Source organism: Rhizobium sp. K33, assembly GCF_056501445.1.
The window spans coordinates 1,924,854-1,945,370 of the sequence record NZ_CP096478.1 but is presented as its reverse complement, the minus strand read 5'-3'; the positions used below and the strand labels follow the sequence as shown (position 1 = coordinate 1,945,370).

Annotated in this window: 27 protein-coding genes and 1 tRNA gene; 14 read left to right on the top strand and 14 right to left on the bottom strand. The window is 61.3% G+C overall.

What is annotated here, in order from left to right; genetic code table 11:
- The first annotated feature begins 7 nt into the window (after positions 1–7).
- From nthA to M1E12_RS09695, 4 genes are all read left to right on the top strand, one after another.
- Positions 8–667, top strand: coding sequence for a nitrile hydratase subunit alpha (nthA, locus tag M1E12_RS09710; protein WP_479564551.1), 660 nt, complete (start codon positions 8–10; stop codon positions 665–667).
- A complete protein-coding gene (nthB, locus tag M1E12_RS09705) occupies positions 664–1,323 on the top strand; it encodes a nitrile hydratase subunit beta (protein ID WP_479564550.1) in 660 nt (219 codons plus the stop codon). Before nthA ends, nthB begins: the two co-directional genes overlap by 4 nt.
- On the top strand, positions 1,310–1,684 hold the full coding sequence (locus M1E12_RS09700) for a nitrile hydratase accessory protein (RefSeq protein ID WP_479564549.1): 375 nt from the start codon (positions 1,310–1,312) through the stop codon (positions 1,682–1,684). Before nthB ends, M1E12_RS09700 begins: the two co-directional genes overlap by 14 nt.
- 73 nt (positions 1,685–1,757) lie before the next feature.
- Positions 1,758–2,888, top strand: a complete 1,131-nt coding sequence (locus M1E12_RS09695) for an ATP-dependent DNA helicase (protein WP_479564548.1) — start codon at positions 1,758–1,760, stop codon at positions 2,886–2,888.
- A 15-nt stretch (positions 2,889–2,903) separates the two neighbouring features.
- On the opposite strand, the gene M1E12_RS09690 is transcribed toward M1E12_RS09695, so the two are convergent.
- The 3 genes from M1E12_RS09690 to M1E12_RS09680 form a co-directional block, all read right to left on the bottom strand.
- Positions 2,904–3,416, bottom strand: coding sequence for a DUF4405 domain-containing protein (locus tag M1E12_RS09690; protein WP_479564547.1), 513 nt, complete (start codon positions 3,414–3,416; stop codon positions 2,904–2,906).
- A 109-nt stretch (positions 3,417–3,525) separates the two neighbouring features.
- Positions 3,526–4,209, bottom strand: a complete 684-nt coding sequence (locus M1E12_RS09685) for a MerR family transcriptional regulator (RefSeq protein ID WP_479564546.1) — start codon at positions 4,207–4,209, stop codon at positions 3,526–3,528.
- A gap of 180 nt (positions 4,210–4,389) precedes the next feature.
- A complete protein-coding gene (locus tag M1E12_RS09680) occupies positions 4,390–5,370 on the bottom strand; it encodes a hypothetical protein (protein ID WP_479564545.1) in 981 nt (326 codons plus the stop codon).
- 241 nt (positions 5,371–5,611) lie between these two features.
- On the opposite strand from M1E12_RS09680, the gene M1E12_RS09675 reads away from it, so the two are divergent.
- Complete coding sequence (locus tag M1E12_RS09675; protein ID WP_479564544.1) at positions 5,612–6,364, top strand: pyridoxine 5'-phosphate synthase; 753 nt, start codon at positions 5,612–5,614, stop codon at positions 6,362–6,364.
- 11 nt (positions 6,365–6,375) lie between these two features.
- Here M1E12_RS09675 and M1E12_RS09670 read toward each other — a convergent pair whose 3' ends face one another.
- The gene (locus tag M1E12_RS09670; RefSeq protein ID WP_479564543.1) at positions 6,376–7,089 is read right to left on the bottom strand and encodes an aspartate/glutamate racemase family protein; all 714 of its coding nucleotides are present in this window, start codon (positions 7,087–7,089) and stop codon (positions 6,376–6,378) included.
- Positions 7,090–7,254: 165 nt separating this feature from the next.
- Here M1E12_RS09670 and M1E12_RS09665 point away from each other — a divergent pair, with 165 nt between their 5' ends.
- The gene (locus M1E12_RS09665; RefSeq protein ID WP_136541470.1) at positions 7,255–7,719 is read left to right on the top strand and encodes an Lrp/AsnC family transcriptional regulator; all 465 of its coding nucleotides are present in this window, start codon (positions 7,255–7,257) and stop codon (positions 7,717–7,719) included.
- A 72-nt stretch (positions 7,720–7,791) separates the two neighbouring features.
- Here the strand turns inward: M1E12_RS09665 and M1E12_RS09660 are convergent, their stop codons facing one another.
- The 4 genes from M1E12_RS09660 to M1E12_RS09645 all read right to left on the bottom strand — a co-directional run bounded on the left by M1E12_RS09660 (position 7,792) and on the right by M1E12_RS09645 (position 9,104).
- Positions 7,792–8,040: a hypothetical protein gene (locus M1E12_RS09660; RefSeq protein WP_479564542.1), complete on the bottom strand. Its 249-nt coding sequence runs from the start codon at positions 8,038–8,040 to the stop codon at positions 7,792–7,794.
- 107 nt (positions 8,041–8,147) lie between these two features.
- A complete protein-coding gene (locus M1E12_RS09655; RefSeq protein ID WP_136541472.1) occupies positions 8,148–8,396 on the bottom strand; it encodes a hypothetical protein in 249 nt (82 codons plus the stop codon).
- 118 nt (positions 8,397–8,514) lie between these two features.
- Positions 8,515–8,763, bottom strand: coding sequence for a hypothetical protein (locus M1E12_RS09650; RefSeq protein ID WP_479564541.1), 249 nt, complete (start codon positions 8,761–8,763; stop codon positions 8,515–8,517).
- A gap of 101 nt (positions 8,764–8,864) precedes the next feature.
- On the bottom strand, positions 8,865–9,104 hold the full coding sequence (locus M1E12_RS09645; protein ID WP_136538457.1) for a hypothetical protein: 240 nt from the start codon (positions 9,102–9,104) through the stop codon (positions 8,865–8,867).
- A gap of 434 nt (positions 9,105–9,538) precedes the next feature.
- Between M1E12_RS09645 and M1E12_RS09640 the strand changes: the two genes are divergently transcribed.
- Both M1E12_RS09640 and ilvC read left to right on the top strand, forming a co-directional pair.
- Positions 9,539–10,225, top strand: a complete 687-nt coding sequence (locus M1E12_RS09640; protein WP_113460932.1) for a TetR/AcrR family transcriptional regulator — start codon at positions 9,539–9,541, stop codon at positions 10,223–10,225.
- Between the two features lie 23 nt (positions 10,226–10,248).
- Entirely contained in the window at positions 10,249–11,268 is a 1,020-nt protein-coding gene (gene ilvC, locus M1E12_RS09635) for a ketol-acid reductoisomerase (RefSeq protein ID WP_113460931.1), read from the top strand.
- 83 nt (positions 11,269–11,351) lie between these two features.
- Here the strand turns inward: ilvC and M1E12_RS09630 are convergent, their stop codons facing one another.
- Both M1E12_RS09630 and M1E12_RS09625 read right to left on the bottom strand, forming a co-directional pair.
- Complete coding sequence (locus M1E12_RS09630) at positions 11,352–11,729, bottom strand: hypothetical protein (protein WP_479564540.1); 378 nt, start codon at positions 11,727–11,729, stop codon at positions 11,352–11,354.
- A gap of 211 nt (positions 11,730–11,940) precedes the next feature.
- Positions 11,941–12,435 carry a cupin domain-containing protein gene (locus M1E12_RS09625; RefSeq protein WP_479564539.1) on the bottom strand — a complete coding sequence of 165 codons (495 nt, stop codon included), beginning with the start codon at positions 12,433–12,435 and terminating at the stop codon, positions 11,941–11,943.
- A 79-nt stretch (positions 12,436–12,514) separates the two neighbouring features.
- Between M1E12_RS09625 and M1E12_RS09620 the strand changes: the two genes are divergently transcribed.
- Positions 12,515–13,105, top strand: coding sequence for a TetR/AcrR family transcriptional regulator (locus tag M1E12_RS09620; protein ID WP_479564538.1), 591 nt, complete (start codon positions 12,515–12,517; stop codon positions 13,103–13,105).
- Positions 13,106–13,150: 45 nt separating this feature from the next.
- Here the strand turns inward: M1E12_RS09620 and M1E12_RS09615 are convergent, their stop codons facing one another.
- Positions 13,151–14,344, bottom strand: a complete 1,194-nt coding sequence (locus M1E12_RS09615) for a GGDEF domain-containing protein (RefSeq protein ID WP_479564537.1) — start codon at positions 14,342–14,344, stop codon at positions 13,151–13,153.
- A 191-nt stretch (positions 14,345–14,535) separates the two neighbouring features.
- Here M1E12_RS09615 and M1E12_RS09610 point away from each other — a divergent pair, with 191 nt between their 5' ends.
- The 5 genes from M1E12_RS09610 (at position 14,536) to M1E12_RS09590 (ending at position 18,927) form a co-directional block, all read left to right on the top strand.
- Positions 14,536–15,759 (top strand): aminotransferase-like domain-containing protein, encoded by a 1,224-nt coding sequence (locus tag M1E12_RS09610; protein ID WP_479564536.1) that lies wholly within the window; start codon positions 14,536–14,538, stop codon positions 15,757–15,759.
- A gap of 108 nt (positions 15,760–15,867) precedes the next feature.
- The gene (locus M1E12_RS09605; protein ID WP_479564535.1) at positions 15,868–16,977 is read left to right on the top strand and encodes an endonuclease/exonuclease/phosphatase family protein; all 1,110 of its coding nucleotides are present in this window, start codon (positions 15,868–15,870) and stop codon (positions 16,975–16,977) included.
- On the top strand, positions 16,974–17,711 hold the full coding sequence (locus M1E12_RS09600) for an NUDIX hydrolase (RefSeq protein WP_479564534.1): 738 nt from the start codon (positions 16,974–16,976) through the stop codon (positions 17,709–17,711). The genes M1E12_RS09605 and M1E12_RS09600 overlap by 4 nt, the downstream gene beginning before the upstream one ends.
- Positions 17,712–17,785: 74 nt before the next feature.
- Positions 17,786–18,703, top strand: coding sequence for a PhzF family phenazine biosynthesis protein (locus M1E12_RS09595; protein WP_479564533.1), 918 nt, complete (start codon positions 17,786–17,788; stop codon positions 18,701–18,703).
- Between the two features lie 148 nt (positions 18,704–18,851).
- Positions 18,852–18,927, top strand: a tRNA-Lys gene (locus tag M1E12_RS09590).
- 120 nt (positions 18,928–19,047) lie between these two features.
- Here M1E12_RS09590 and M1E12_RS09585 read toward each other — a convergent pair.
- The 3 genes from M1E12_RS09585 to M1E12_RS09575 form a co-directional block, all read right to left on the bottom strand.
- The gene (locus tag M1E12_RS09585) at positions 19,048–19,734 is read right to left on the bottom strand and encodes a hypothetical protein (RefSeq protein WP_479564532.1); all 687 of its coding nucleotides are present in this window, start codon (positions 19,732–19,734) and stop codon (positions 19,048–19,050) included.
- Positions 19,735–19,803: 69 nt separating this feature from the next.
- Positions 19,804–19,995 carry a hypothetical protein gene (locus tag M1E12_RS09580; protein ID WP_479564531.1) on the bottom strand — a complete coding sequence of 64 codons (192 nt, stop codon included), beginning with the start codon at positions 19,993–19,995 and terminating at the stop codon, positions 19,804–19,806.
- A gap of 12 nt (positions 19,996–20,007) precedes the next feature.
- Complete coding sequence (locus M1E12_RS09575) at positions 20,008–20,406, bottom strand: hypothetical protein (protein ID WP_479564530.1); 399 nt, start codon at positions 20,404–20,406, stop codon at positions 20,008–20,010.
- Between the last annotated feature and the right edge of the window lie 111 nt (positions 20,407–20,517).

Genomic DNA, 20,517 nt, shown 5'->3' with positions numbered 1-20,517 from the left:
TTGCCCGATGTCCGGCCATCATCACGACCACGACGATCATCATCACCATCACCATGGCCATGATCACCACCACGACAACCAGTATTCGGACATGCAGGCGCGGGTGAAGGCGTTGGAAACGCTGCTAACCGAAAAGGGCTTGATCGATCCTGATGCGATCGATGCGATCGTCGAGACCTACGAGACGAAGGTGGGCCCGAGAAACGGTGCGCGGGTCGTGGCCAGGGCCTGGGCGGATCCCGCATTCGCCGACTTGCTGAGGCGGGATGCGACGGAAGCGATCGCCAGCCTCGGTTATACCGGGCGGCAGGGCGAGCACATGCGCGCCGTCTTCAACACGCCGGAGACGCACAATCTCGTCGTTTGCACACTGTGCTCCTGTTACCCCTGGTCGGTGCTTGGGCTCCCGCCGTTCTGGTATAAGGCGCCGGCCTATCGATCGCGGGCGGTGATCGATCCGCGCGGCGTGCTGGCCGAATTCGGGGTGAGCTTGGCCGAGACGATGCGGATCCGCGTCTGGGATTCGACGGCGGAGCTGCGTTATCTCGTCGTGCCCTTACGGCCCGCCGGAACCGAGGAGATGGACGAAGAGGCGCTCGCCGATCTCGTGACGCGCGATTCGATGATCGGCACGGGTCTGGCGCTTACGCCGGAGGGGTCGCGATGAATGGGGCGCATGATCTCGGCGGGCAGATGGGCTTCGGTCCGGTCGCGCCGGAAAAGGACGAACCTTACTTTCATGCCGACTGGGAAAAGCGGGCGCTTGGTATCACGCTCTCCTGCGGCGCTTTCGGCGCCTGGTCGATCGACGAGAGCCGGCATGCGCGCGAAAACATCCCGCCTGCCAACTATCTAGCGGCGAGCTATTACGAGGTCTGGATCCGCGGTATCGACATGCTGCTTGAGCGGCATGGTTTTGCCACGCCTGAGGAACTGGCAACAGGTCGGCACCTGGAGCCGGGCCGCGTGCCGAAGCGCGTGTTGAAGGCGGACATGGTCGAAGGCGTGCTGGCCCGAGGCGGGCCTTGCGACCGTCCCGTCGAGACCGAACCGACGTTTGCCGTCGGCGACAGGGTGCGGACGAAGAATTTTCATCCGACCGGCCATACTCGGCTGCCCCGCTATGCCCGGGCGAAAACGGGTGTGGTTGAGGCCGTCCAAGGCGGCTTCGTTTTCCCGGATGATAATGCTCATGGACGCGGCGAAAACCCGCAATGGGTCTACACGGTTGTCTTCACCGGAGACGAGATCTGGGGCGAGGGCGCTGACCCGACGCTGTCCATCTCGATCGATGCCTGGGAGAGCTATCTTGAGCGCGTGTGACACGGTGACCGATCTTACGGCATCGCCGGGCCTGCCGCGCTCGTCCGAAGGGGCGCCCGTCTTCGCCGAACCCTGGCATGCACAGGCCTTCGCCATGACGGTACATCTGCATGCACGCGATGTGTTCAGCTGGTCCGAATGGGCGGAGAGCCTGTCTGCCGAAGTGCATCGACCCGGGCGGGCGACTGACGGGTCCGACTATTTCGACGCCTGGGTCGCGGCATTGGCGGGACTGCTGGAGCGGAAGGGCTTGGCTGATCGAGATACGGTCGAGGCCTTGCGGGAAAGCTGGCAGCGGGCGGCGGAAGCGACGCCGCATGGTGCGCCGATCGAGCTTTCAAACGACCCGCTCAGGGTTTGATGTCCACGATTTGTTCTGATTTTCCCGGCTTTGGCCTTGCATCGGGCCTACGAATCCGCGCATGACCTAGGCCATGCAATTCGCGCCCCAGCAAGACGAGGCCCTCAAGGCCGTATCAAAATGGCTGAAGGAGGGAAAATCCCCCGTCTTCCGGCTGTTCGGCTATGCGGGTACGGGCAAGACGACGCTGGCCAAGCACTTTGCCGAACATGTCGACGGTGACGTGCTGTTCGCTGCCTTTACCGGCAAGGCGGCGCAGGTTTTGCGCTCGCGCGGTGCCTCCAACGCCAAGACCATTCATTCGCTGATCTACCGCCCGCGCGGCGAGGAGGCGGTGGAGGACGAGGAGACGGGCAAGACGTCGATTGCTCCGATGTTCTCGATCAACCGCCAGAGCCCGGTCGCCAAGGCCGCACTGATCGTCATCGACGAATGCTCTATGGTCGACGAGGCGCTCGGCCGCGACCTGATGAGCTTCGGCACGCCGATCCTTGTGCTCGGAGACCCCGGTCAGTTGCCGCCAGTTTCGGGGGGGGGCTTCTTTACCGACCAGGAGCCGGATTATCTGCTCACCGAGATCCATCGCCAGGCGCGCGACAACCCGATCATCCAGCTCGCGATGCATATCCGCGAGGGCAAGGAGATCATGTATGGCGACTACGGCTCAACCGCGCGCGTGATCTCGAAGAACGAGGTGACGCAGGACCTGGTGCTAGGTGCCGATCAGGTGCTCGTCGGGACGAACAAAACCAGGCGGCGCTACAACATGCGGCTGCGCGAGTTGAAGGGCTTTACCGTCGATTATCCGCAGGCCGGCGACAAGCTGGTGTGCCTCAGGAACGATCAGGTGAAGGGCCTGCTCAACGGCTCGCTCTGGCAGGTCATGACCTCGTCGCGCGAAACGGTGAAGCCCGGCATCAATCTCCTGATCAAGCCCGAAGACGACGACATGGATCGCGGCGCGGCGAAGATCAAGCTTCTGAAGGCGGCCTTCGAGGACATCGATACCGAGATCCCGTGGTCGACACGCAAGCGTTACGACGAGTTCGATTACGGCTATGCGCTGACCGTGCACAAGGCTCAAGGCTCGCAGTGGAACGACGTCGTGCTGTTCGATGAGAGCTGGGCGTTCCGAGATACGCGCGAGCGCTGGCTCTATACCGCCGTCACCCGTGCGGCGGAGACGCTCACCATCGTGCGGTGAGCGTCGGCGATCCGCTCATTTCGCCTTCTGGGCCGATAGCGTTGCCATCAGTTCCATCGTGTTCTTGCCGGAGTCGGTCGCGATCTGCGACAGCGGCTTGTCGGTCTCGGCGGCCGTGAACCCGGCCTCCCTCAGCGCGCTCACCAGATCCGCATCCGTCTTGCCCAGAAGCGGTGCCACTTGGCTGGGCGTTCCGGCGGCCACGACATTGACCATGGCAAAAGCCGGGTTGCCGCCTGCACCGCTCGCAGACCCGGTGATGGCTGGCCAGGCGAAGGCGAGACCGGCGATCAGACAGGCCGCGAGCGACAGCGCCATGGGCAGCCGCTTGAAATAGGCGAGAAAGGGGCGCCAGTTTTTCCAGACATGCAGCAGGAACGGCAGGATGAGCACCATGCTCAACCATTCATGCATTCCGCGGAAGGCGGCCGTCCCATAGTGAAAGAAGAGCGCGATGCCGGAAATCAACGAAACGAGAAACAGCCCGGTCGTGAAGGGTGTGGCATAGCGCGAGAGAAGCGTGGGCATGAGGGCGGCCTTGTCTAGGTGGGTCTCATCCGCTCCTAGCGCCGCCGCCCGTCACTGTCCCGTTAAACTTCCTCCATTTTTGACGATGCTCAAGGTTTGAGTCCGAGCTTCAGTTCGCCACCATGCCCAGGAGAACGGCCTTGGCCACGGCCTGAAACCGGTTCTGTGCGCCGAGCTTGCCTGCGATGCTCGCCTCAAGGGACGCGACCTCGTCGGCCTTGAGCTCCAGCGTGCGGCCGATCCGCATCGACGTGTAGCCTTCTGCCATCAGTTGCAGGCAGCGTGTCTCCATGTCGTCAAGGCTAGGTCCCTTGCTTTGCGGGCCACGGCCGGGATTAGTCTCTTCGGGCTCCAGGAGGATGTTGAGTTGCTGCAACTGCCTGTGAACGGTGGAGAGGTTGGCTGCCAACTCCCGTCGCCGGGCGATCAGAGCCTCTTCGAACATAAGGTTGGCTTCGCTCTGCGAGGTCGCGGTTGACAGGGTGTCGAACAGATCCTGGATGACGGAGACCGACATGCCGACTTCGCGGCAGACATTGATGAGCGCCATGCGGGTGACTTCGCTGCGCCCGTAGACACGCATGAGGCCAAACCGCTTCGCGGTGATCAGGCCCTTCTCTTCGTAGAAATGCAAAGTCCTGTGGGTGACCCCGAAAAATTCGGCCATATCCGCGATGGCCACGGGCTCCCTGGGTGGTGTCCGGGTCAGGGCGATTTCGGGAAAGTATACAGGCTTTCCGGAAGGCTCTGATGGACTGGTAATCGGTTGCAGATGGTATAGTCCGTTCGACATGGTCCCCTCCATGCTCAGTTTCGACGCGTCTGCGAAAGCCGATGATTTGCCGCTCTTTCTGGTTTTGCCGTTCTCCCCGATTTCCGAATCTCCGCCAGCCCCGAGGCTACAGTATATTCGACATCGGTGAAATAACTTTCGGCGTTGCGGCGTTACGCGGCGAGAGGTGGGCTTAAGCCCTCAGCGCGGGAGGGAAGACCGTGCGATCAGCTTGCTCATCTCGGTGATGATTTCGCCACTCGAGCCAAGCCCCGCCCATTGCTGCTGGGAGCGCCGCGCGACAAGGTAAGCGGCGTCGGTGCCCTCGAGTGTATAGCGATAGGTCGCGTCGAGGCATTGCATCTGACCGGTCGACAATTCGTTCTTGTGGCAGAAGCGATAGATGGACCCCGGGATGGTCAGGTTGGCGCCGGCGAACTGGTTGGCAATGGCACCGATCTCGAGGCTGTCGCCCGAGGTTTCGAAGACGCTTGGTGAGAGCGGGATTTCGCGGTTTGACCTGAGGTGGCGCAGTTGCAGGCGAAGCCCCGATGAGACCCCCTCGGCCTTCAGCTCGAACTGCAGCGGGTGGGGCGCGCCGCCCTCGAAATGGATGCGCTCCTCCGGACCGGCAAAGCTGACGGCCCAGAGGCGTGAATTCCACAGGCGCATGGCGTTGATGAAGATCGAAGCCAGCTGGTCGTCCGGTGCCGGTTTGCGGATGAAGAGGCGTGGCAGAGACTTTGCGCCCGACAGGGTCCAGTGGTCGGCCCCATCGGAAAAATGCGCTTCGATCAGGTCGAGCCCACTGCCGTCTGCTGGCACCAGCCCGTCCTCGGCCATCCGCTCATAGACCGGCACGTAGCCGCCCAGGGGAATGCTGATCCGCAAGGTTTCGTCGCGGCCCTCGGATGCATAATACTGCTGCAACAGCTTGCGCAGCTTGCCGGCCTGAACGCGGACCAGCGGATCCGTGCCGGGATCGAATCCGGTGTCGCGACTGAAGACGTCGATGCCGATCGTGTAGCCCTTCAGCTGATGGGACAGGCCAAGCTGCTCCATCTCGACGATGAATTTCAGGAAGGAGCGCAAACGCTCGGACCGCGCGAAGGTCCGGCTCGTCAGCACGCGCTGAAGAGCGTCAGAGACTTCTGCGCCATCGATCCTGGCTGCCGTCGACATGGTTGCTCCAAACCGTTTCGGTGGACGCCTCTGCGCGATGATGTCGCGCCGTGTGCGTTCCGTCACAATTGGCACTCTGACTAAAGGATGCGGCCATCCGGTCAATACCCCAAAGTCTAGGGGGTGTTGGCCGTTGCTATGCATCAATTTCGCGCATCAGATCATTTGCGATTCTCGTTGGCCTTCGGTTCCACGATGCCGTAAGGATGCCGCACCATCTTCATCGCCGGACAATGCCGCCATGCCTGCCAAGCTCTCCGTCAATCTCAACGCCATCGCCATGCTTCGCAACCGCCGGGACCTTCCCTGGCCTGATGTGGCCGATCTCGGTCGGATTGCCCTGAAGGCAGGCGCGAGCGGGCTGACGGTGCATCCGCGGCCAGACCAGCGGCACATCCGCTTCAGTGATCTGCCGGTGCTGCGGGCGCTGATCGACGACGAGTTTCCGGCGGCCGAGTTCAATATCGAGGGATATCCGAGCGAGGACTTTCTGGCGCTTTGCGAAGCAACCGAGCCGGAGCAGGTGACGCTCGTGCCCGACGACCCGGCTCAGGCGACCTCGGATCATGGCTGGGATCTCGAACGGCATCAGGATTTTCTGAAAGGCGTGGTCTCGCGCCTGCGGGGGAAGGGCATGCGCGTGTCGCTTTTCGTGGACGGCGACGGGAAGGCCGGGGCGATGGCGCTTGCCAAGGCGACCGGTGCCGAGCGTGTCGAGCTCTATACCGGTCCTTATGGCGGTTGCTACAATGATCCGCAGGAGGCTGCACGACAGGTCGAACTGCTCGGGTTGACGGCCGATGCGGCGCGTTCGGAAGGCCTTGCCGTCAATGCCGGGCACGACCTGACGGTCGCAAACCTGTCGCTTCTGGTGAAGCGCATTCCCTATCTCGCCGAAGTTTCGATCGGCCACGGGTTGACGGCCGATGCGCTGGAATATGGCATGGCCGAGACCGTGCGCCGCTTCTGCCGTGCCTGCGGTCAGGCGATCTGACCCGCTGAGCGTCAGGCCGCTTTTCTGCCGCTCATGCCTTCGAGCGCGAAGGCGACGGCCGCCTCGGCGTGAATGGTCGTCGAGTCGTAGCCGGGAAGAGGCAGCTTGGCCGGATCCAAAATCAGGCAGATCTCGGTGCATCCGAGAATGACGCTGTCGGCGCCCTCTGCACGTGCCTTTTCGATGATGGCGAGCAGCTTGTCGCGCGAGCAATCCTTGACACTTCCGGCGCAGAGCTCGTCGAAAATGATGTCATGGGTCGCCGTGCGACCATCCGCATCGGGAACCATGACGTCCACGCCGTGGCTTGCCATGCGCTTTGCGTAGAAGCCGTGCTCCATGGTGTAGCGTGTCGCGAGCAGAAGCGGGCGGCGGGCGCCGTTCCTGATCAGGCTGGTAGCGGTTTCGTCGATGATGTTGATCAGAGGGATCGCGACGCGGGCTGCGACCTCATCGGCCACCAGATGCATGGTGTTGGTGCAAATGAGGATGCAGTCGACGCCGGCGCGCTCCAGGCCTTCGGCGGCGCGTGCCAGACGGTCGGCTGCATGATCCCAGCGACTTGCCTTCTGCAAGGCGACAATTTCTTCGAAATTGACCGAGTGCATGATGACTTCGGCAGAGGCGAGGCCACCGAGCTTCGCCCGCACGGTCTCGTTGATCTGGCGGTAATAGACCCCCGAGCTTTCGAAACTCATACCGCCAATCAAACCAATCGTGCGCATGTCTTGCCCCTCGTGTTTTCAATGGGGAAAGAATGGCGCAGAGCGATCGCGCTGTGTTTGCGTTTCGCGCGTCGATTTCGGGCGTTGCCGTAGCTCGATTTCGGCTTTAGTGTCATTGGACGCGCAATTTTTGCGCATAGTATAGTATGAGCGGGATTTGATCGCGTGATTGACGACAGGGACAGGAAGATTCTCGACATCCTTCAGCGGGATGCCGCAACGCCCGTAACCGACATAGCCGAGAAGGTGTCGCTTTCGATCTCAGCCTGCTCCCGACGCATCCAGAAGCTTGAAGAGAGCGGCTACATCGCTCGCCGGATCGTGGTGCTCGATCGTGAAAAGAGCGGGGTGCCGACCACCGTCTACGCGCTGGTGAAGACGGCGCATCACGCCGATGACTGGATCGAGGAGTTTCGCCGGGCGATCAGCGATATCCCGGAGATCGTCGAGGCGCATCGGCTGACCGGGCATTACGACTATATTCTGAAAGTCGTCTTGCCCCGTGTCGAACATTACGATGTCGTCTATCGCAGGCTCGTCAAACGCGTCGAACTCTTCGATGTGTCCGCTTCCATTTCGATGGAGACGTTGAAGCAGGGATTTGCCGTCCCGGTGGATTACGCCGAATAAGGTCAGATCAGGACCTGAATACAAAAAAAGGCCCCGGGGCCGAAGCCCCGAGGCCCATCACGCACCCTTGAATTAGGAGGCGTTGGAGACAGTGCGGTTGACGAGGGTCACCGTCTTGTCGGCATTGACCTTGTAGACCTCGCGAACGTCGCGGCCGTCACCGTTGGCAAAGGTGTGGAAGAAGGTCGAACCGGCAGGTGCCTTTTCCAGCTGAACATTGGCGTTGTCATAGGTGATCGAGCCCGGGATCGGTTCAACGGCTGCAAAAGCGGCCGAGCCGGCTGCGAGGGAGATGAGGGCTGCAGAGATGATGGTCTTCATGGTCTTGTTCCTTTCAAGGATTTGGGTTGGCGGCGGCCCGGTTGGGGGAAGGGGGAGAGGGGAACCGAGCCGGCCGCCGAAGGATGCGTCTTCAAGAGGCGCGTTGATTAGGAAGCGTTCGAGATCGTGCGGTTGACGAGGGTCACCGACTTGTCGGCGTTCACCTTGTAGACTTCGCGGACGTCACGGCCGTCACCGTTGGCAAAGGTGTGGAAGAAGGTCGAACCGGCAGGTGCCTTTTCCAGCTGGACGTTTGCGTTGTCATAGGTGATCGAGCCCGGGATCGGCTGAACGGCTGCAAAAGCGGCCGAGCCGGCTGCGAGAGAGATGAGGGCTGCAGAGATGATGGTCTTCATGATCTTAATTCCTTTGTGCGTTGTGTGATGCGGCGGCTCGGGGCGGTGGAGAGGGGCCGAGCCTGCCGCTGGAGGTCTGCTTTTGCGTCTTGGGAGGCGCGAGGTTGGACGCTTCGGATTAGGAAGCGTTGGAGACGGTGCGGTTGACGAGGGTCACCGTCTTGTCGGCGTTGACCTTGTAGACTTCGCGGACGTCACGGCCGTCACCGTTGGAGAAGGTGTGGAAGAAGGTCGAACCCGCAGGTGCCTTTTCCAGCTGGACGTTTGCGTTGTCATAGGTGATCGAGCCCGGGATCGGCTGGACGGCGGCAAAAGCGGCCGAACCGGCTGCAAGCGAGATGAGGGCTGCAGAGAGGATGGTCTTCATGGTCGTATTCCTTATCTTGAATTGAGCAACACCGGATGTGTTCAGCTCATGATTGTGGACATGGGTAGAGTTCTACCCGGGATCTCAGATCGTCTGGCGCGTCAGTCGTTCGCTACGGAACGGGAAACGAGGGAAACGGTCCGGTCTGCGTTCACCTGATAGATCTCGTGGACTTCGGATCCATTGGCGTAGAAGGTATGGAAGAAGTTCGAACCGGCGGGCGCCTGTTCGAGCCTCGGCTGCGCACCGCCATAGGTGATGGAGCCCGGGATTGGCTCGATCGCGAAAGCGGCCGAAGCGGCTGCGATGGTGGTCAGGAGTGCTGCTGCGATGGTCTTCATTTTCGTGTACCTTTAGAACCTTGCGGATCGAACTGCTTGGTTCGATGAGTTGTATTTGGCGCAGGATGATTGGGTTTGCAATACCCCTTTGCGCACAATCGAACTGATTGGTTCGGTGAAAGTACCCGGTATCACGGGAGGCACTTGAAATTATGGTTGAATGAAAACAGCGGGTTAGGCTGTCTTTTTGCCGTCATTTAACTATGACATACAACGATTATTTTTTATTTCTTTCACCCTTTTGTGACTGCCGTTTGAGGGCCCGAGGGGGTGGGGGAGGGGAGTATGGCGGCCACAACACCGAGCCGGCTGCTCAAAATCCAGCCTCGTCAGAACGGCAGTTGCCAAAAATTTCTGCGCCGGTGGACTTGACCTCGGGTGTTCCACCAGACATAAAGACGCCGAACCGTACCGTACGGTACCAGGAGGCGCCCATGTCGATCGACAATCAGAGCTCGGAATTCACGCCACGCCAGAATGCAGTTCTGGCCGAGGCTCTCCGTCTGCTGGTGGAAGGCGGGGACAAGGCGGTCACGACCGCGGGCCTGGCTCGCGCCGCAAACTGCTCCAAGGAGAGCCTCTACAAGTGGTTCGGCGATCGCGACGGTCTCCTGTCGGCGATGATCTCCTATCAGGCGAGCAAGGTTCGCACCTTCGAGCGTCCCGGCGAGCGGCTGACGGTCGCCAGCCTGACGGACCACCTCGAGATCTTCGCCCGTGATTTGCTGGAGGTGCTTGCCGGCGACGTCTCGCTCGCGCTCAACCGTCTGGCCATCGGCCAGTCGAGCCGTGACGGATCCAAGCTCGGCACGCTGCTTCTCGAGCGGGGCCGCCGCCAGATCGATCGGCGGGCGAGGGCGCTGCTCGAAGCCGGTCAGCGCGACGGCCTGCTGCGCTTCGGCGATGGTGAAGAAGCTTACCGGACGCTCTATGGCCTCATCGTCAGCGATCTGCATGTGCGCATGCTGCTTGGCGAAGCGCCGCAGACCCACAAATTTGGTGCCCGCGCCGCAAAGGCTGTCTCCGCCTTTCTCGCGCTCTATGGCACCGACCGCGTACTGGCGGGACTGGACGGGGCCTCCCGTTCCGGCTCGCCGATCAACAACATCCACCACAACTGACAAGCATAGGGAAGGACACTACAATGCGCGTTTATTACGATCGTGATGCCGACTTGAACCTGATCAAGTCGAAGAAGGTCGCCATCATCGGTTACGGTAGCCAGGGCCGCGCGCATGCGCTGAACCTCAAGGACAGCGGCGCTCAGAACCTCGTCATCGCCCTCAAGGCCGGTTCGCCGACCATCAAGAAGGCAGAGGCCGATGGCCTGAAGGTCATGACGGTTGCCGAAGCTGCCGCCTGGGCCGACCTGATGATGATGGCGACCCCGGACGAACTGCAGGCCGACATCTACAAGGCTGACATCGCTCCGAACATCCGCGACGGTGCAGCGATTGCTTTCGCACACGGCCTGAACGTTCATTTCGGCCTGATCGAGCCGAAGTCCACCGTCGACGTCGTCATGATCGCGCCGAAGGGCCCGGGCCATACGGTTCGCGGCGAATACCAGAAGGGCGGCGGCGTTCCCTGCCTCGTGGCCATCCATCACAATGCCTCGGGCAACGCCCTTGAACTCGCTCTCTCCTACGCCTGTGGCGTTGGTGGCGGCCGTTCGGGCATCATCGAAACTTCCTTCAAGGAAGAGTGCGAAACCGACCTCTTCGGCGAACAGGTCGTTCTCTGCGGCGGCCTCGTCGAGCTGATCCGCGCTGGTTTCGAAACCCTGGTCGAAGCCGGTTACGCACCGGAAATGGCCTATTTCGAGTGCCTGCACGAAGTGAAGCTGATCGTCGACCTGATCTATGAAGGCGGCATCGCCAACATGAACTACTCGATCTCGAACACGGCCGAGTGGGGCGAATATGTCACCGGTCCGCGCATCATCACGGCTGAAACCAAGGCTGAAATGAAGCGCGTCCTGCACGACATCCAGACCGGCAAGTTCACCTCGGACTGGATGCAGGAATACCGCGCCGGTGCTGCCCGCTTCAAGGGTATCCGCCGCATGAACGACGCCCACCAGATCGAAGAAGTCGGCGCCAAGCTGCGCGGCATGATGCCGTGGATCGGCAAGAACAAGCTGGTCGACAAGGACCGCAACTGATCTTCATCCGCTCAGGATGAACAGAGGCCGGGAGGGGAAACCTTCCCGGCCTTCTCTTTTTCGGGCCTCCGCCTCTCTGGCGATCAGACCGCCAGAGAGCGTTTCATCGTCACAACGCGCGCGGCAAACAGGATCATGCCGACGATGGTCAGCAGGGAGCCGATGACCGCCGGGCCCTCCGACATGCCCATCACGGCCATCGCAACCCCCGGGATCATGATCCAGAGGCCAAGGGTTGCGACGACGACGTGGTTCCGCGCCAGGCGCGTTTCAGCGGCTGCGGGAACCGTATGGTAGAACAGGCCGTAGATGGCCATGGACACCCATCCCAGGAGGTTGAGATGGGCGTGGGCGGTCGACAGCGTGTGGTCGTGCGATGCGGCCATGACGATGCCGAAACCCATGCCGACCAGCGCATAGGCTGCAGCCGACACGAAACAGAAATATGCCAATCCGCGCATGAGGCGAACCTTTCTTAGATTTGAGATTGTCTTGAAAAACGCCGACAGGTGGTGAGGCCATGGCTCGGCACATGCTGGCGCCATCGCGGTGCCTTTGGGCCGGTGCTTGGCCTTCGTGGAGCGCCGTCCCTCAGTCGCTCCACGTCGGCCACTCGCTCCTTGCCGAAGTCCCTGATCGTCCCCCGGGGACTTCGGCATCAGCGGGTGGGGATCAGTGATGCGCCGGCGGGGGCAGCATGGTCACGCCGAAACGTGCCGCTTCTGCGGTGATGTGCGCGACATCCGGCTGTCCCATCGGCGGGAAGGTGGTGGTCTCGTCTTCGACCGGCTCTCCGACCGCTTCGAAGAAGTGTTCATGCGGGCCGCCCGGCAGATTGATGATCAGCATCTTGGATGGCGTGCTTGCCGGGTTGCGGAACGCATGGACCATGCCGGGGCTGACATAGACAAACTCGCCCGGGCCGCAACGGCGCCAGGTTTCGCCGAGCATGAACTCGAAGCTGCCTTCGGTCACCAGGAAGGCTTCTGCGTCGGCCTGATGGTGCGGCGGCGCTCCGGCACCCGGTGCGGAGCAGGACTCCACGATCGTGAACTGACCGCCGGTTTCTGCCGCGCGGGCGCGGAAGGTCAAGAGGCTTCCAAGAAGATGCACGGTCTTTGCCGGCGAGGCGGTTTCATTCGATACTGTTATGGTCTCCGTATTCATGTTGCATCCCTTCTCCTTTGTGATACATTATCTCTTAATGAGATGGTTGTCTCATAATGAGGTGATGATGAGCAGTCAAGTGAAAAGTTTCGAACGGATCAACCAGAAGCGGCGTACGCGCACGGAGCTGTTGCGTGCAGCCCGAGATCTTGCGGAAGGCGGTCGGCAGCCATCGGTGGCCGAAGTGGCAGATCATGCCGGTATTTCGCGCGCCACGGCCTATCGCTACTTCTCGGCACCGGAGGAAATGATCCGGGAGGCCGTGCTGGACGCGGTCGCCAATACGATCTCGATCGAACCGCCCCAGGCAGATGCGCGTCCGGAGACCGTCGGCGTTCAAGTGCAATCGCTGGTCGGCCGCATCTTCGATATGGTCATCGACAATGAGGCGATGTTTCGCGCCTTGCTGGCCAGCACGGTGACCGGAGAGGAGACAGCCAAGCGGGGAGGGCGGCGTATCGGATGGCTGACCGACACGCTCGAGCCTTTGCGCCCGCATCTGCCGCCGGGGGATTTCAAGAAACTGGTCTACGCCTTGTCCCTGCTCACCGGGATCGAGACGATCGTGGTTCTCAAGGACGTCTGCGGACTGGATGCGGCCGATGCGCGGGAGACCACGCTATGGGCTGCCAAGACCCTGCTCGCCGGCCTTGCCGTTCCGCAGTCCTGAGCGGATCGGACGGCCTGAAACCACCATTGTGAGGCTGGGCTTCGGTCAGGCGCTGACGTCGGCCCACATCGGCGTTTCGGTGCCGCGAACACAGTCGCGGCCCGCTTCCTTGGCTGCATAGAGATAGCGATCGGCTCGGCTGACGATGGTGTTCTCATCATCGTCGGCACGCGCCACGGCGACCCCGATGCTGACAGTGAGGTTGGCCGCCCGTCCATCCTCGGCCGGCACCAGCAATTGCGCAATCCTGGCCCTTAGCGTCTCGGCAAAGGCGGTCGCGTCTGTCGCCTCGGATCCTTGAAGCAGGAGGGCGAATTCCTCGCCGCCATAGCGAGCGGCGGTGGCATCGAGGCCCCTGATGGCGGATTGCAGGAGTTCGGCCACCACTTGAAGACATCGGTCACCCGCCTGGTGGCCATGGGTGTCGTTGAAGCGCTTGAAGTGATCGACATCGATCAGGAGAAGCGCCAGCGGCCGGTCTGCCTTGTGAGCAAGGTCGAGCCGGCGGGTCAGTTCCTCATTGAAGCCGCGTCGGTTGTCGAGGCCCGTGAGCGCGTCGGTGCGGGCGTGGCGGCGAAGCTGCTCGTTTGCCTCGGTCAGCTTCTCATTGCTCTCCGCCAGAGCGTCGACCAGTACACGCGTCCGCTTTTCGGCCGCGATGCGCTTCTCGTCGAGGGTAATGAGCCGCACCATGTAGCTTGCGAGGAAGCCGACATAGGCGACGCAGATCGGCACCATGACCCAGTTGCCCTCGCGGATCGCCGCGACATTGACGAAGGCCGTCACGGTCATGATGACCAGCAAAGTCGAGCGGGGTGCGAGATAGGCGCGGGCGGCGGCCGACTGCACAATGCCGCAGCCAATGGCCAGCGCGACCACCTGGGTGTCCGGGGGGCTGTCTGCGTAGAGAATGGCAAGCGCCAGCCCCCAAGCGACACCCGAGAGCAGCGAGATCACGGAGAAGCGCGCAAGCCAGAGCTGAAGCTTGTCCGCCGGCGAGCGGTGCCGATACATGTAGTCGCCGATGCCTCGGATCGCGACCTGGGCCGAGAGGATCAGAAGAACGAGCACGACTTTGCCAAACTCTCCCGCGCCGTAAGGCTGAATGGTCGCGGCCAGGATGGCGACGGCTGCAACGAGATGTGGCGTGATGCTGAAGAGGACGCCCAGATGATCCCATGGCGGATCCGTCTCGTCTTCGGCGCCGATCATTGGCAGGGCGAGCTTTTGCAGGAGCAAGCAGTGAGTCCTTTGCTGATTTCGCCTTCAATCATAGGGGAGTTTTACTCAAATGTTAGCGCAATCTCAGGCAGCGACTTCCGCGTGGTTAGCATATGGTGACCGATGGATATGCGATAGGTCAGCATTGTTGACCTATCGCATATTTCGTGGTCTTCTGCCGCGATAACAACACGCTTGAGGAAACCCCGATGCTGAACTGGGATCACGTCTTTGCCACCCGGTCGTCGCGCATGCGCGCGTCAGAAATCCGAGAATTGCTGAAGCTGCTCGACAAGCCGGATATCATCTCGTTCGCAGGCGGTATTCCCGATCCAGCCCTCTTTCCTGAAGCGGAATTCAACCAGGCGTATCAGGCGCTTTTCTCGGAAGGCAAGGCCGGTGCGGCGCTGCAATATTCGGTGTCCGAAGGCTATCTGCCGCTCCGGACCTGGCTCAAGGAGGAGATGGGGCGTCTCGGGATCGCCTGCGACGTCGATAATATCTTCATCACGTCAGGATCCCAGCAGGCGCTCGATTATCTCGGCAAGCTCTTCCTGTCTCCTGGCGATACCGCATTGGTGACGTGGCCGACCTATCTCGGTGCGCTCCAGGCATTCAATGCCTATGAGCCGCAGTATGATCAACTGTCGACCGGCAACCGGACACCGGCGAGCTACCGGGCAGCGGCGGAAGCGCAGGCAAGTGCCGTCAAATTCGCCTATCTCTCGACCGATTTCGCCAATCCGACAGGCCAGACGGTGAGCCTTGAGGAACGGCAGCAGATCCTGGCGCTGGCCGATGAACTCGACATTCCGGTGGTCGAGGACGCGGCCTATCAGCATCTGCGCTATGACGGGACGCCAATCGCGCCCATCCTTTCGCTCGACATTGCCCGTAGCGGCGGGATCGACGCCTGCCGGACGATCTATTGCGGCAGCTTTTCCAAGACGCTCGCGCCTGGTCTGCGGGTCGGCTACGTCGTGGCGGCAAAGCCCGTGATCCGTAAACTGGTGTTGATGAAGCAGGCAGCGGACCTGCATTCCTCCACCATCAACCAGATGGTCGTGGCCGAGGTCGCCGCGAAACATTTCCCCGCGCAGATTGCAAAGATCCGGAGAGCCTATGCCGCCCGCCGCGATGCGATGCTTGCGGCTCTCGACAGATACATGCCGGAGGGGACGCAGTGGACGCGGCCGGAAGGTGGCATGTTCGTCTGGGTGACACTGCCGGACGGCATGGACGGAGCCGCGCTCCTGGCCCGGTCGGTGGAAACGGAAAAGGTCGCCTTCGTGCCCGGTCAGGCCTTCTTCGCCGATCGGTCCGGTGCCAACACCATCCGGCTCTCCTATTCCTGTGCAAACGAGGCGATGATCGACGAGGGGATCCGCCGTCTCGGCCGTCTGATCGGCAGCGCGCTGGACCGCGCCGCCTGACGGGTACTCTGCCCTAAGCTCTCGACAGCCGCAGCCGTGCGGGTTGCGACAAGGGGGAGGGCGTGATTGAGTGCGCCCCGCCCTATTGCCTCAAGCCGACGAGTGCCCATGTCCATCCGCATCGCGACCTTCAACATCGAGAACCTGATCGCCCGCTTCGATTTCACGGGCTATCGGAACCAGCTGCGGTCCGATCGTGTGCTGAAACTCTTCGAGATCAAGTCCGAGGCTGATTACCAGCGGCTGGAAGCAGCCCGTATCGTGTCGTCGACGGACGATACAAGGCAGCTCTCGGCGCTTGCCATTGCCGACACCGATGCCGACATCCTGTGCCTGCAGGAAGTCGATAACATCGAGGCGCTGAAGGCCTTCGAATACGGCTATCTCTTCCGGATGATCGGCTCGGGATACCGACAGAAATATCTGGTCGAGGGTAATGATAGTCGCGGCATCGACGTCGCCGTTCTGATGCGTGAGGAGACACGCGATGGCCAGCGGATCGAGGTGCGCGATGTCACCAGTCACGCCGCACTCACCTATCACGATCTCGGCCTCCATCATCCGGGCCTTGGACCCAATACTCGTCCGGATGACCGTATCTTCAAGCGGGACTGCCTTGAGCTCGACCTTCGCATCGGCGGGCGGCCGCTGACCGTCTATGTGGTCCACTTCAAATCGATGACGAATGGCCGCGATGGCGTCGACGGGCGCACATCGACCATGCCGATCCGCGAGGCCGAGGCGAAGGCCGTCCGCCACATCATCGAGAACCGCTTTGGACGTGACCATGCGAGCCGGCGCAATTTCGTCATTTGTGGCGACATGAACGATTATCAGGAGCGGGTGGACGTTATCGGCGATCGCCGCCAGGGCTATGACTATATTCATCGGCCAGACCTCGAAAGTGCGCTCGATGTCTTCTCGCATGATGGATTTGCCGAGAATGCCATGGCTCGCCGCGATGCTCTCGATCGCTGGACGCTCTACCATGCGCGAGGGCCGGAAGAGCAGCATCTCTGCCAGCTGGACTATATCTGGCTGTCGAAAGGCCTCGCGGACGCCAATCCGGCTGCCGTGCCCGAGGTGATCCGCAATGGCCAGCCTTTCCGCACGCCCTTTCCACCGGGGCAGGAGGTGGAGCGCTATCCGCGGATCGGTTGGGATCGGCCGAAGGCCTCAGATCATTGCCCGATCGCCATCACCCTGCACCTGCCATGAGCGCGCTCGTGTTCGACGATGTCGGTCTGCCAGCAGACGGTAGCGTGCATGAGGTGCGTTCGCTCGATCTGCGCGTTTCCTCTTTGGTTCATCCTCTGGAGGCGGCACAGGCTGAAGCGATCGCCCGCAACTGGGAGGCGGAGTTGGCAGCCAATCCCGCACTCTTCAATGGGCCGCTGATCCTGCAACGGGAGATCCGCTACTCTGAGGGGCATCTGGAGGCCGAGGGCCATGTCGCGGGCTTTGCCACTTTCCTGTGGTGGCGGCGACAGCCCGAGCTCACTGGCGCATGCCACCTGTTTGCCTACCCGGTATTGGTCGGAAGCGATGGCGCGCTCATCGCGGTCGAGATGGCGCCGCATACGGCCAATCCCGGCCAGGTCTATTTCGCCGCCGGATCACTCGACCTCTCGGACATTGTCGACGGGCGCTGTGACATTGAGGGTAACATGCGGCGCGAAGTGCTGGAGGAGACGGGTCTCGACCTTCGCGCGGCCGAGCCGGATCCGATTCTCTATGCCAGCTACCGATCGCGGAAAATGACGCTTCTGCGGCTCTTCCACTTCCGCGAGACGGCAGATGAACTGGTCGAGAGCATCAACGCCTTTGCCCGCCGGTGCAACGAGCCGGAGATCACCCGTGCGGTTGCCATTCGCGACGGGGATCCGACGGCGCATCGCTACGGCCTGGCCATGCTGCCGATTCTCGGCTGGTACTTCTCGCAGAGGGCGTAAGGCCGGCTCGTCTTGCCTTGCCGTTTCGGCTCGGGCAGTGTGGGCCGCGAGCGAGACCTTCAGGGAGACGGCCCGTGGCGAGAGACTATGCCATCTACGACGTGTTCACCGACCGGAAACTGGCGGGCAATCCGCTGGCGGTTATCTTCGATGGCGCAGGTCTCTCGGACGAGATGATGCAGGCGGTGGCAGGGGAGATGAACCTGTCCGAGACCGTCTTCGTCCAGCCGGCCGATCATGCTTCGCACACGGCCCGTATTCGTATCTTCACGCCTGGACGCGAGTTGCCGTTTGCCGGCCATCCCACTGTGGGCACGGCGATAGCGCTTGCAGAACGGGCCTATAGCGGCGACACGGCCAGCATGGATCTGGTGTCGGTTCTCGAGGAGACCGTCGGCCCTGTGCGCTGCGCTGTGCGTGTGCGGCCAGGGGAGGCGAGTTTCGCCGAATTCGACCTGCCGCGCATCTCCAGCCATCACGAGCACCAGCTCGACCGTCAGGGGCTAGCCGATGCCCTCTCGGTGAAGGTGACCTCCATCGGGTTCGAGAATCATCAGCCGGTCGTCTGGAGCGCCGGCGTGCCGTTTCTGCTGGTACCTCTGCATGATCTCGCCGCTGTCGAAAGCATCGACTTCGACCCGCAGCTCTGGGAGCGCGTCGCGCCGATCAGCGAGGGCCGCCTGACGTCTGCCTATGTCTATTGTCGCGGTGGCGTCCATCATGCCGCCAAGTTCCATGCCCGGATGTTCTCGCCGGACATGGGCATCACTGAAGATCCGGCCACGGGCTCGGCGGTTGCGGCTCTCTCCGGCGCGATCCATCATTTCGATGCGCTTCGGGACGGGCATCATCCGATGATGATCGAGCAGGGCGTCGAGATGGGCCGCCCGTCCTATATTTACCTGCATATCGACGTGAAGGACGGCGCCGTGTCGCGCGCGCGGATCGGAGGACAGGCCGTGCGTGTTGCGACCGGCACGCTCGACATTTGAAAACAAAGGATAATTTCCGCTTTTTGAAATTTTTTTGACCAAACAGCCAAGATTTTTCGCGGCGGCGCTAGACAAGGTCCCTTATCCTGTTTATACGCCCGGTCACGCCACCGGAAACGGCGGCGGAGACACCGGAAACGGTGCAGGCGGGTGATTAGCTCAGTTGGTAGAGCAGCTGACTCTTAATCAGCGGGTCGTAGGTTCGAGCCCTACATCACCCACCATCATATCAAGCACTTAGACGAATTTCCGGCCAGTCTTACCTCTTTGGGGTAACGTCTGGGGTAACAAAAGCAGAAAACCCGCCACGGTGGGCGGGTCTGCTATCGTCGGTGTATCTGGTGTCAGGCAGTCAACCCGATTGACGCAAGCTGCGCAACGATTCTGTTGCCAAGCTCTGCCGACATTTCCCCCTCAAACTCGCGCTTGATGAAACGCGCCTGAGTAACGACATCTTCCAAGCTCGTGCATGGGAATGAGAGAATCCGTTCCTCCGTTTCGTTCACCAGCTTCCAAAGGCGGCTGCTTTCCGCCTCTGCCGCAGTGTGGCCGGACGCTTTGCCCCACTGGTCATAGACTGCCTGCCGTTGCCGGAAGAGGGCCAAAACCTTCTCCCTCTCAACTTCCATAGCCTCGACCCGTGCGGCTTTGACGTCGGTCGGGAACAGGCCAGCCGGCCATTGATCGAAATGCTTGTTCAACGCCTTGACCGAGTAGAAGTCAGACCGGTCAAGGGTGTTTCTATACCGGAAATCCATTTCCGCCCAACGGATCATAGGCAATTCCGGTCGCCCTGGCTGGTCATAGATGGCGTTCGCTTTTTCGTCTGCATTGTGGGCTTGGCCCACGAGGCTGTCATAGTCTGCGAGGAGGGCGCCAATCGTGGTCTTCTCCATGAGCGGGGCAAATGCCGCTGCAGGAGTTGCGGACGCGATGACAGTGCTTTTCAGGAAGGTGCGGCGGCTCAAGCCAGACCGCGAGGGCGAGGCATTGTCAACAGCGGCGTCCCGGGTCATATTCTGATTTTCCATCGTCGTTATCCTTGCGTGGGTTTCGTGGTGGTTGGGGTCGGGAGAGGCGGCAACCTTTCCCGATCCGCTTCATTCGCCTGCGAACTGCTTCGCCCGCTCATAGGCTGCGATAACTTCCTCCCTCGTCATTCCATTCGTGTGTTCCGGGTGCGCCCGATCAAACGAGGCCAGAAGCTGCTCCAGCGTCTTCTCTCCAAAGAAAACGTAGCTTCCGCGTCCGGTCGGAATGAGGATCTTTGTTCCGTCTGCGTTGGTGAGCATCCTTGCCTCCTCTTACTCGCTGATGAGCGACCGCAAGAGACGGTCCCGGTTTTCCAGATCTGTAAGGCCGTCAAAGATGACGCGACCGGCTGAGGTCTTCGACCCGAGCAGGTATGAAATCTTGGCCTGCACGTCGTCAAAGCTGCGGCACGGGGCAGAAAGCAGATTAGCCTCTGCCTGAGCGAATGCCTCATACTCTGCATTGTCCGTTTCCAGATCCTCGCCCTCTGCTGCCGTCGCAACCCAAGCTGCGTGTGTGTCTTCGACGCGGGCGAGCGCGTCGGCGATAGCGGCGGCGGCAACCAGCTTTTCAACCTCGGCCAAAGCAACTTGCCTGCCCTCGGGGGTCAGGTGCTGGAAGACGGTCAAGATTTCGGTGAGGTCCGAAACGGTCATTTCTTGCTGTGTCATTTTCTTCCTCCTGGCTTGAGTTTCTATGCAAATAGTTATGACCATACATTAGGGGCTTGTCAATACATATTGCAATAGATATTGCCTTGAATATGCGGATGGCGTATGTTC

What these genes read in the sequence shown, in the direction of transcription:
- nthA (WP_479564551.1), top strand. Translation starts at nt 8, where the DNA reads ATGTCCGGCCATCATCACGACCACGACGATCATCATCACCATCACCAT.
- nthB (WP_479564550.1), top strand. Translation starts at nt 664, where the DNA reads ATGAATGGGGCGCATGATCTCGGCGGGCAGATGGGCTTCGGTCCGGTC.
- M1E12_RS09695 (WP_479564548.1), top strand. Translation starts at nt 1,758, where the DNA reads ATGCAATTCGCGCCCCAGCAAGACGAGGCCCTCAAGGCCGTATCAAAA.
- M1E12_RS09690 (WP_479564547.1), bottom strand. Translation starts at nt 3,416, where the DNA reads ATGCCCACGCTTCTCTCGCGCTATGCCACACCCTTCACGACCGGGCTG.
- M1E12_RS09685 (WP_479564546.1), bottom strand. Translation starts at nt 4,209, where the DNA reads ATGTCGAACGGACTATACCATCTGCAACCGATTACCAGTCCATCAGAG.
- M1E12_RS09680 (WP_479564545.1), bottom strand. Translation starts at nt 5,370, where the DNA reads ATGTCGACGGCAGCCAGGATCGATGGCGCAGAAGTCTCTGACGCTCTT.
- M1E12_RS09675 (WP_479564544.1), top strand. Translation starts at nt 5,612, where the DNA reads ATGCCTGCCAAGCTCTCCGTCAATCTCAACGCCATCGCCATGCTTCGC.
- M1E12_RS09670 (WP_479564543.1), bottom strand. Translation starts at nt 7,089, where the DNA reads ATGCGCACGATTGGTTTGATTGGCGGTATGAGTTTCGAAAGCTCGGGG.
- M1E12_RS09660 (WP_479564542.1), bottom strand. Translation starts at nt 8,040, where the DNA reads ATGAAGACCATCATCTCTGCAGCCCTCATCTCCCTCGCAGCCGGCTCG.
- M1E12_RS09655 (WP_136541472.1), bottom strand. Translation starts at nt 8,396, where the DNA reads ATGAAGACCATCATCTCTGCAGCCCTCATCTCTCTCGCAGCCGGCTCG.
- M1E12_RS09650 (WP_479564541.1), bottom strand. Translation starts at nt 8,763, where the DNA reads ATGAAGACCATCCTCTCTGCAGCCCTCATCTCGCTTGCAGCCGGTTCG.
- M1E12_RS09645 (WP_136538457.1), bottom strand. Translation starts at nt 9,104, where the DNA reads ATGAAGACCATCGCAGCAGCACTCCTGACCACCATCGCAGCCGCTTCG.
- M1E12_RS09640 (WP_113460932.1), top strand. Translation starts at nt 9,539, where the DNA reads ATGTCGATCGACAATCAGAGCTCGGAATTCACGCCACGCCAGAATGCA.
- ilvC (WP_113460931.1), top strand. Translation starts at nt 10,249, where the DNA reads ATGCGCGTTTATTACGATCGTGATGCCGACTTGAACCTGATCAAGTCG.
- M1E12_RS09630 (WP_479564540.1), bottom strand. Translation starts at nt 11,729, where the DNA reads ATGCGCGGATTGGCATATTTCTGTTTCGTGTCGGCTGCAGCCTATGCG.
- M1E12_RS09625 (WP_479564539.1), bottom strand. Translation starts at nt 12,435, where the DNA reads ATGAATACGGAGACCATAACAGTATCGAATGAAACCGCCTCGCCGGCA.
- M1E12_RS09610 (WP_479564536.1), top strand. Translation starts at nt 14,536, where the DNA reads ATGCTGAACTGGGATCACGTCTTTGCCACCCGGTCGTCGCGCATGCGC.
- M1E12_RS09605 (WP_479564535.1), top strand. Translation starts at nt 15,868, where the DNA reads ATGTCCATCCGCATCGCGACCTTCAACATCGAGAACCTGATCGCCCGC.
- M1E12_RS09600 (WP_479564534.1), top strand. Translation starts at nt 16,974, where the DNA reads ATGAGCGCGCTCGTGTTCGACGATGTCGGTCTGCCAGCAGACGGTAGC.
- M1E12_RS09585 (WP_479564532.1), bottom strand. Translation starts at nt 19,734, where the DNA reads ATGGAAAATCAGAATATGACCCGGGACGCCGCTGTTGACAATGCCTCG.
- M1E12_RS09580 (WP_479564531.1), bottom strand. Translation starts at nt 19,995, where the DNA reads ATGCTCACCAACGCAGACGGAACAAAGATCCTCATTCCGACCGGACGC.
- M1E12_RS09575 (WP_479564530.1), bottom strand. Translation starts at nt 20,406, where the DNA reads ATGACACAGCAAGAAATGACCGTTTCGGACCTCACCGAAATCTTGACC.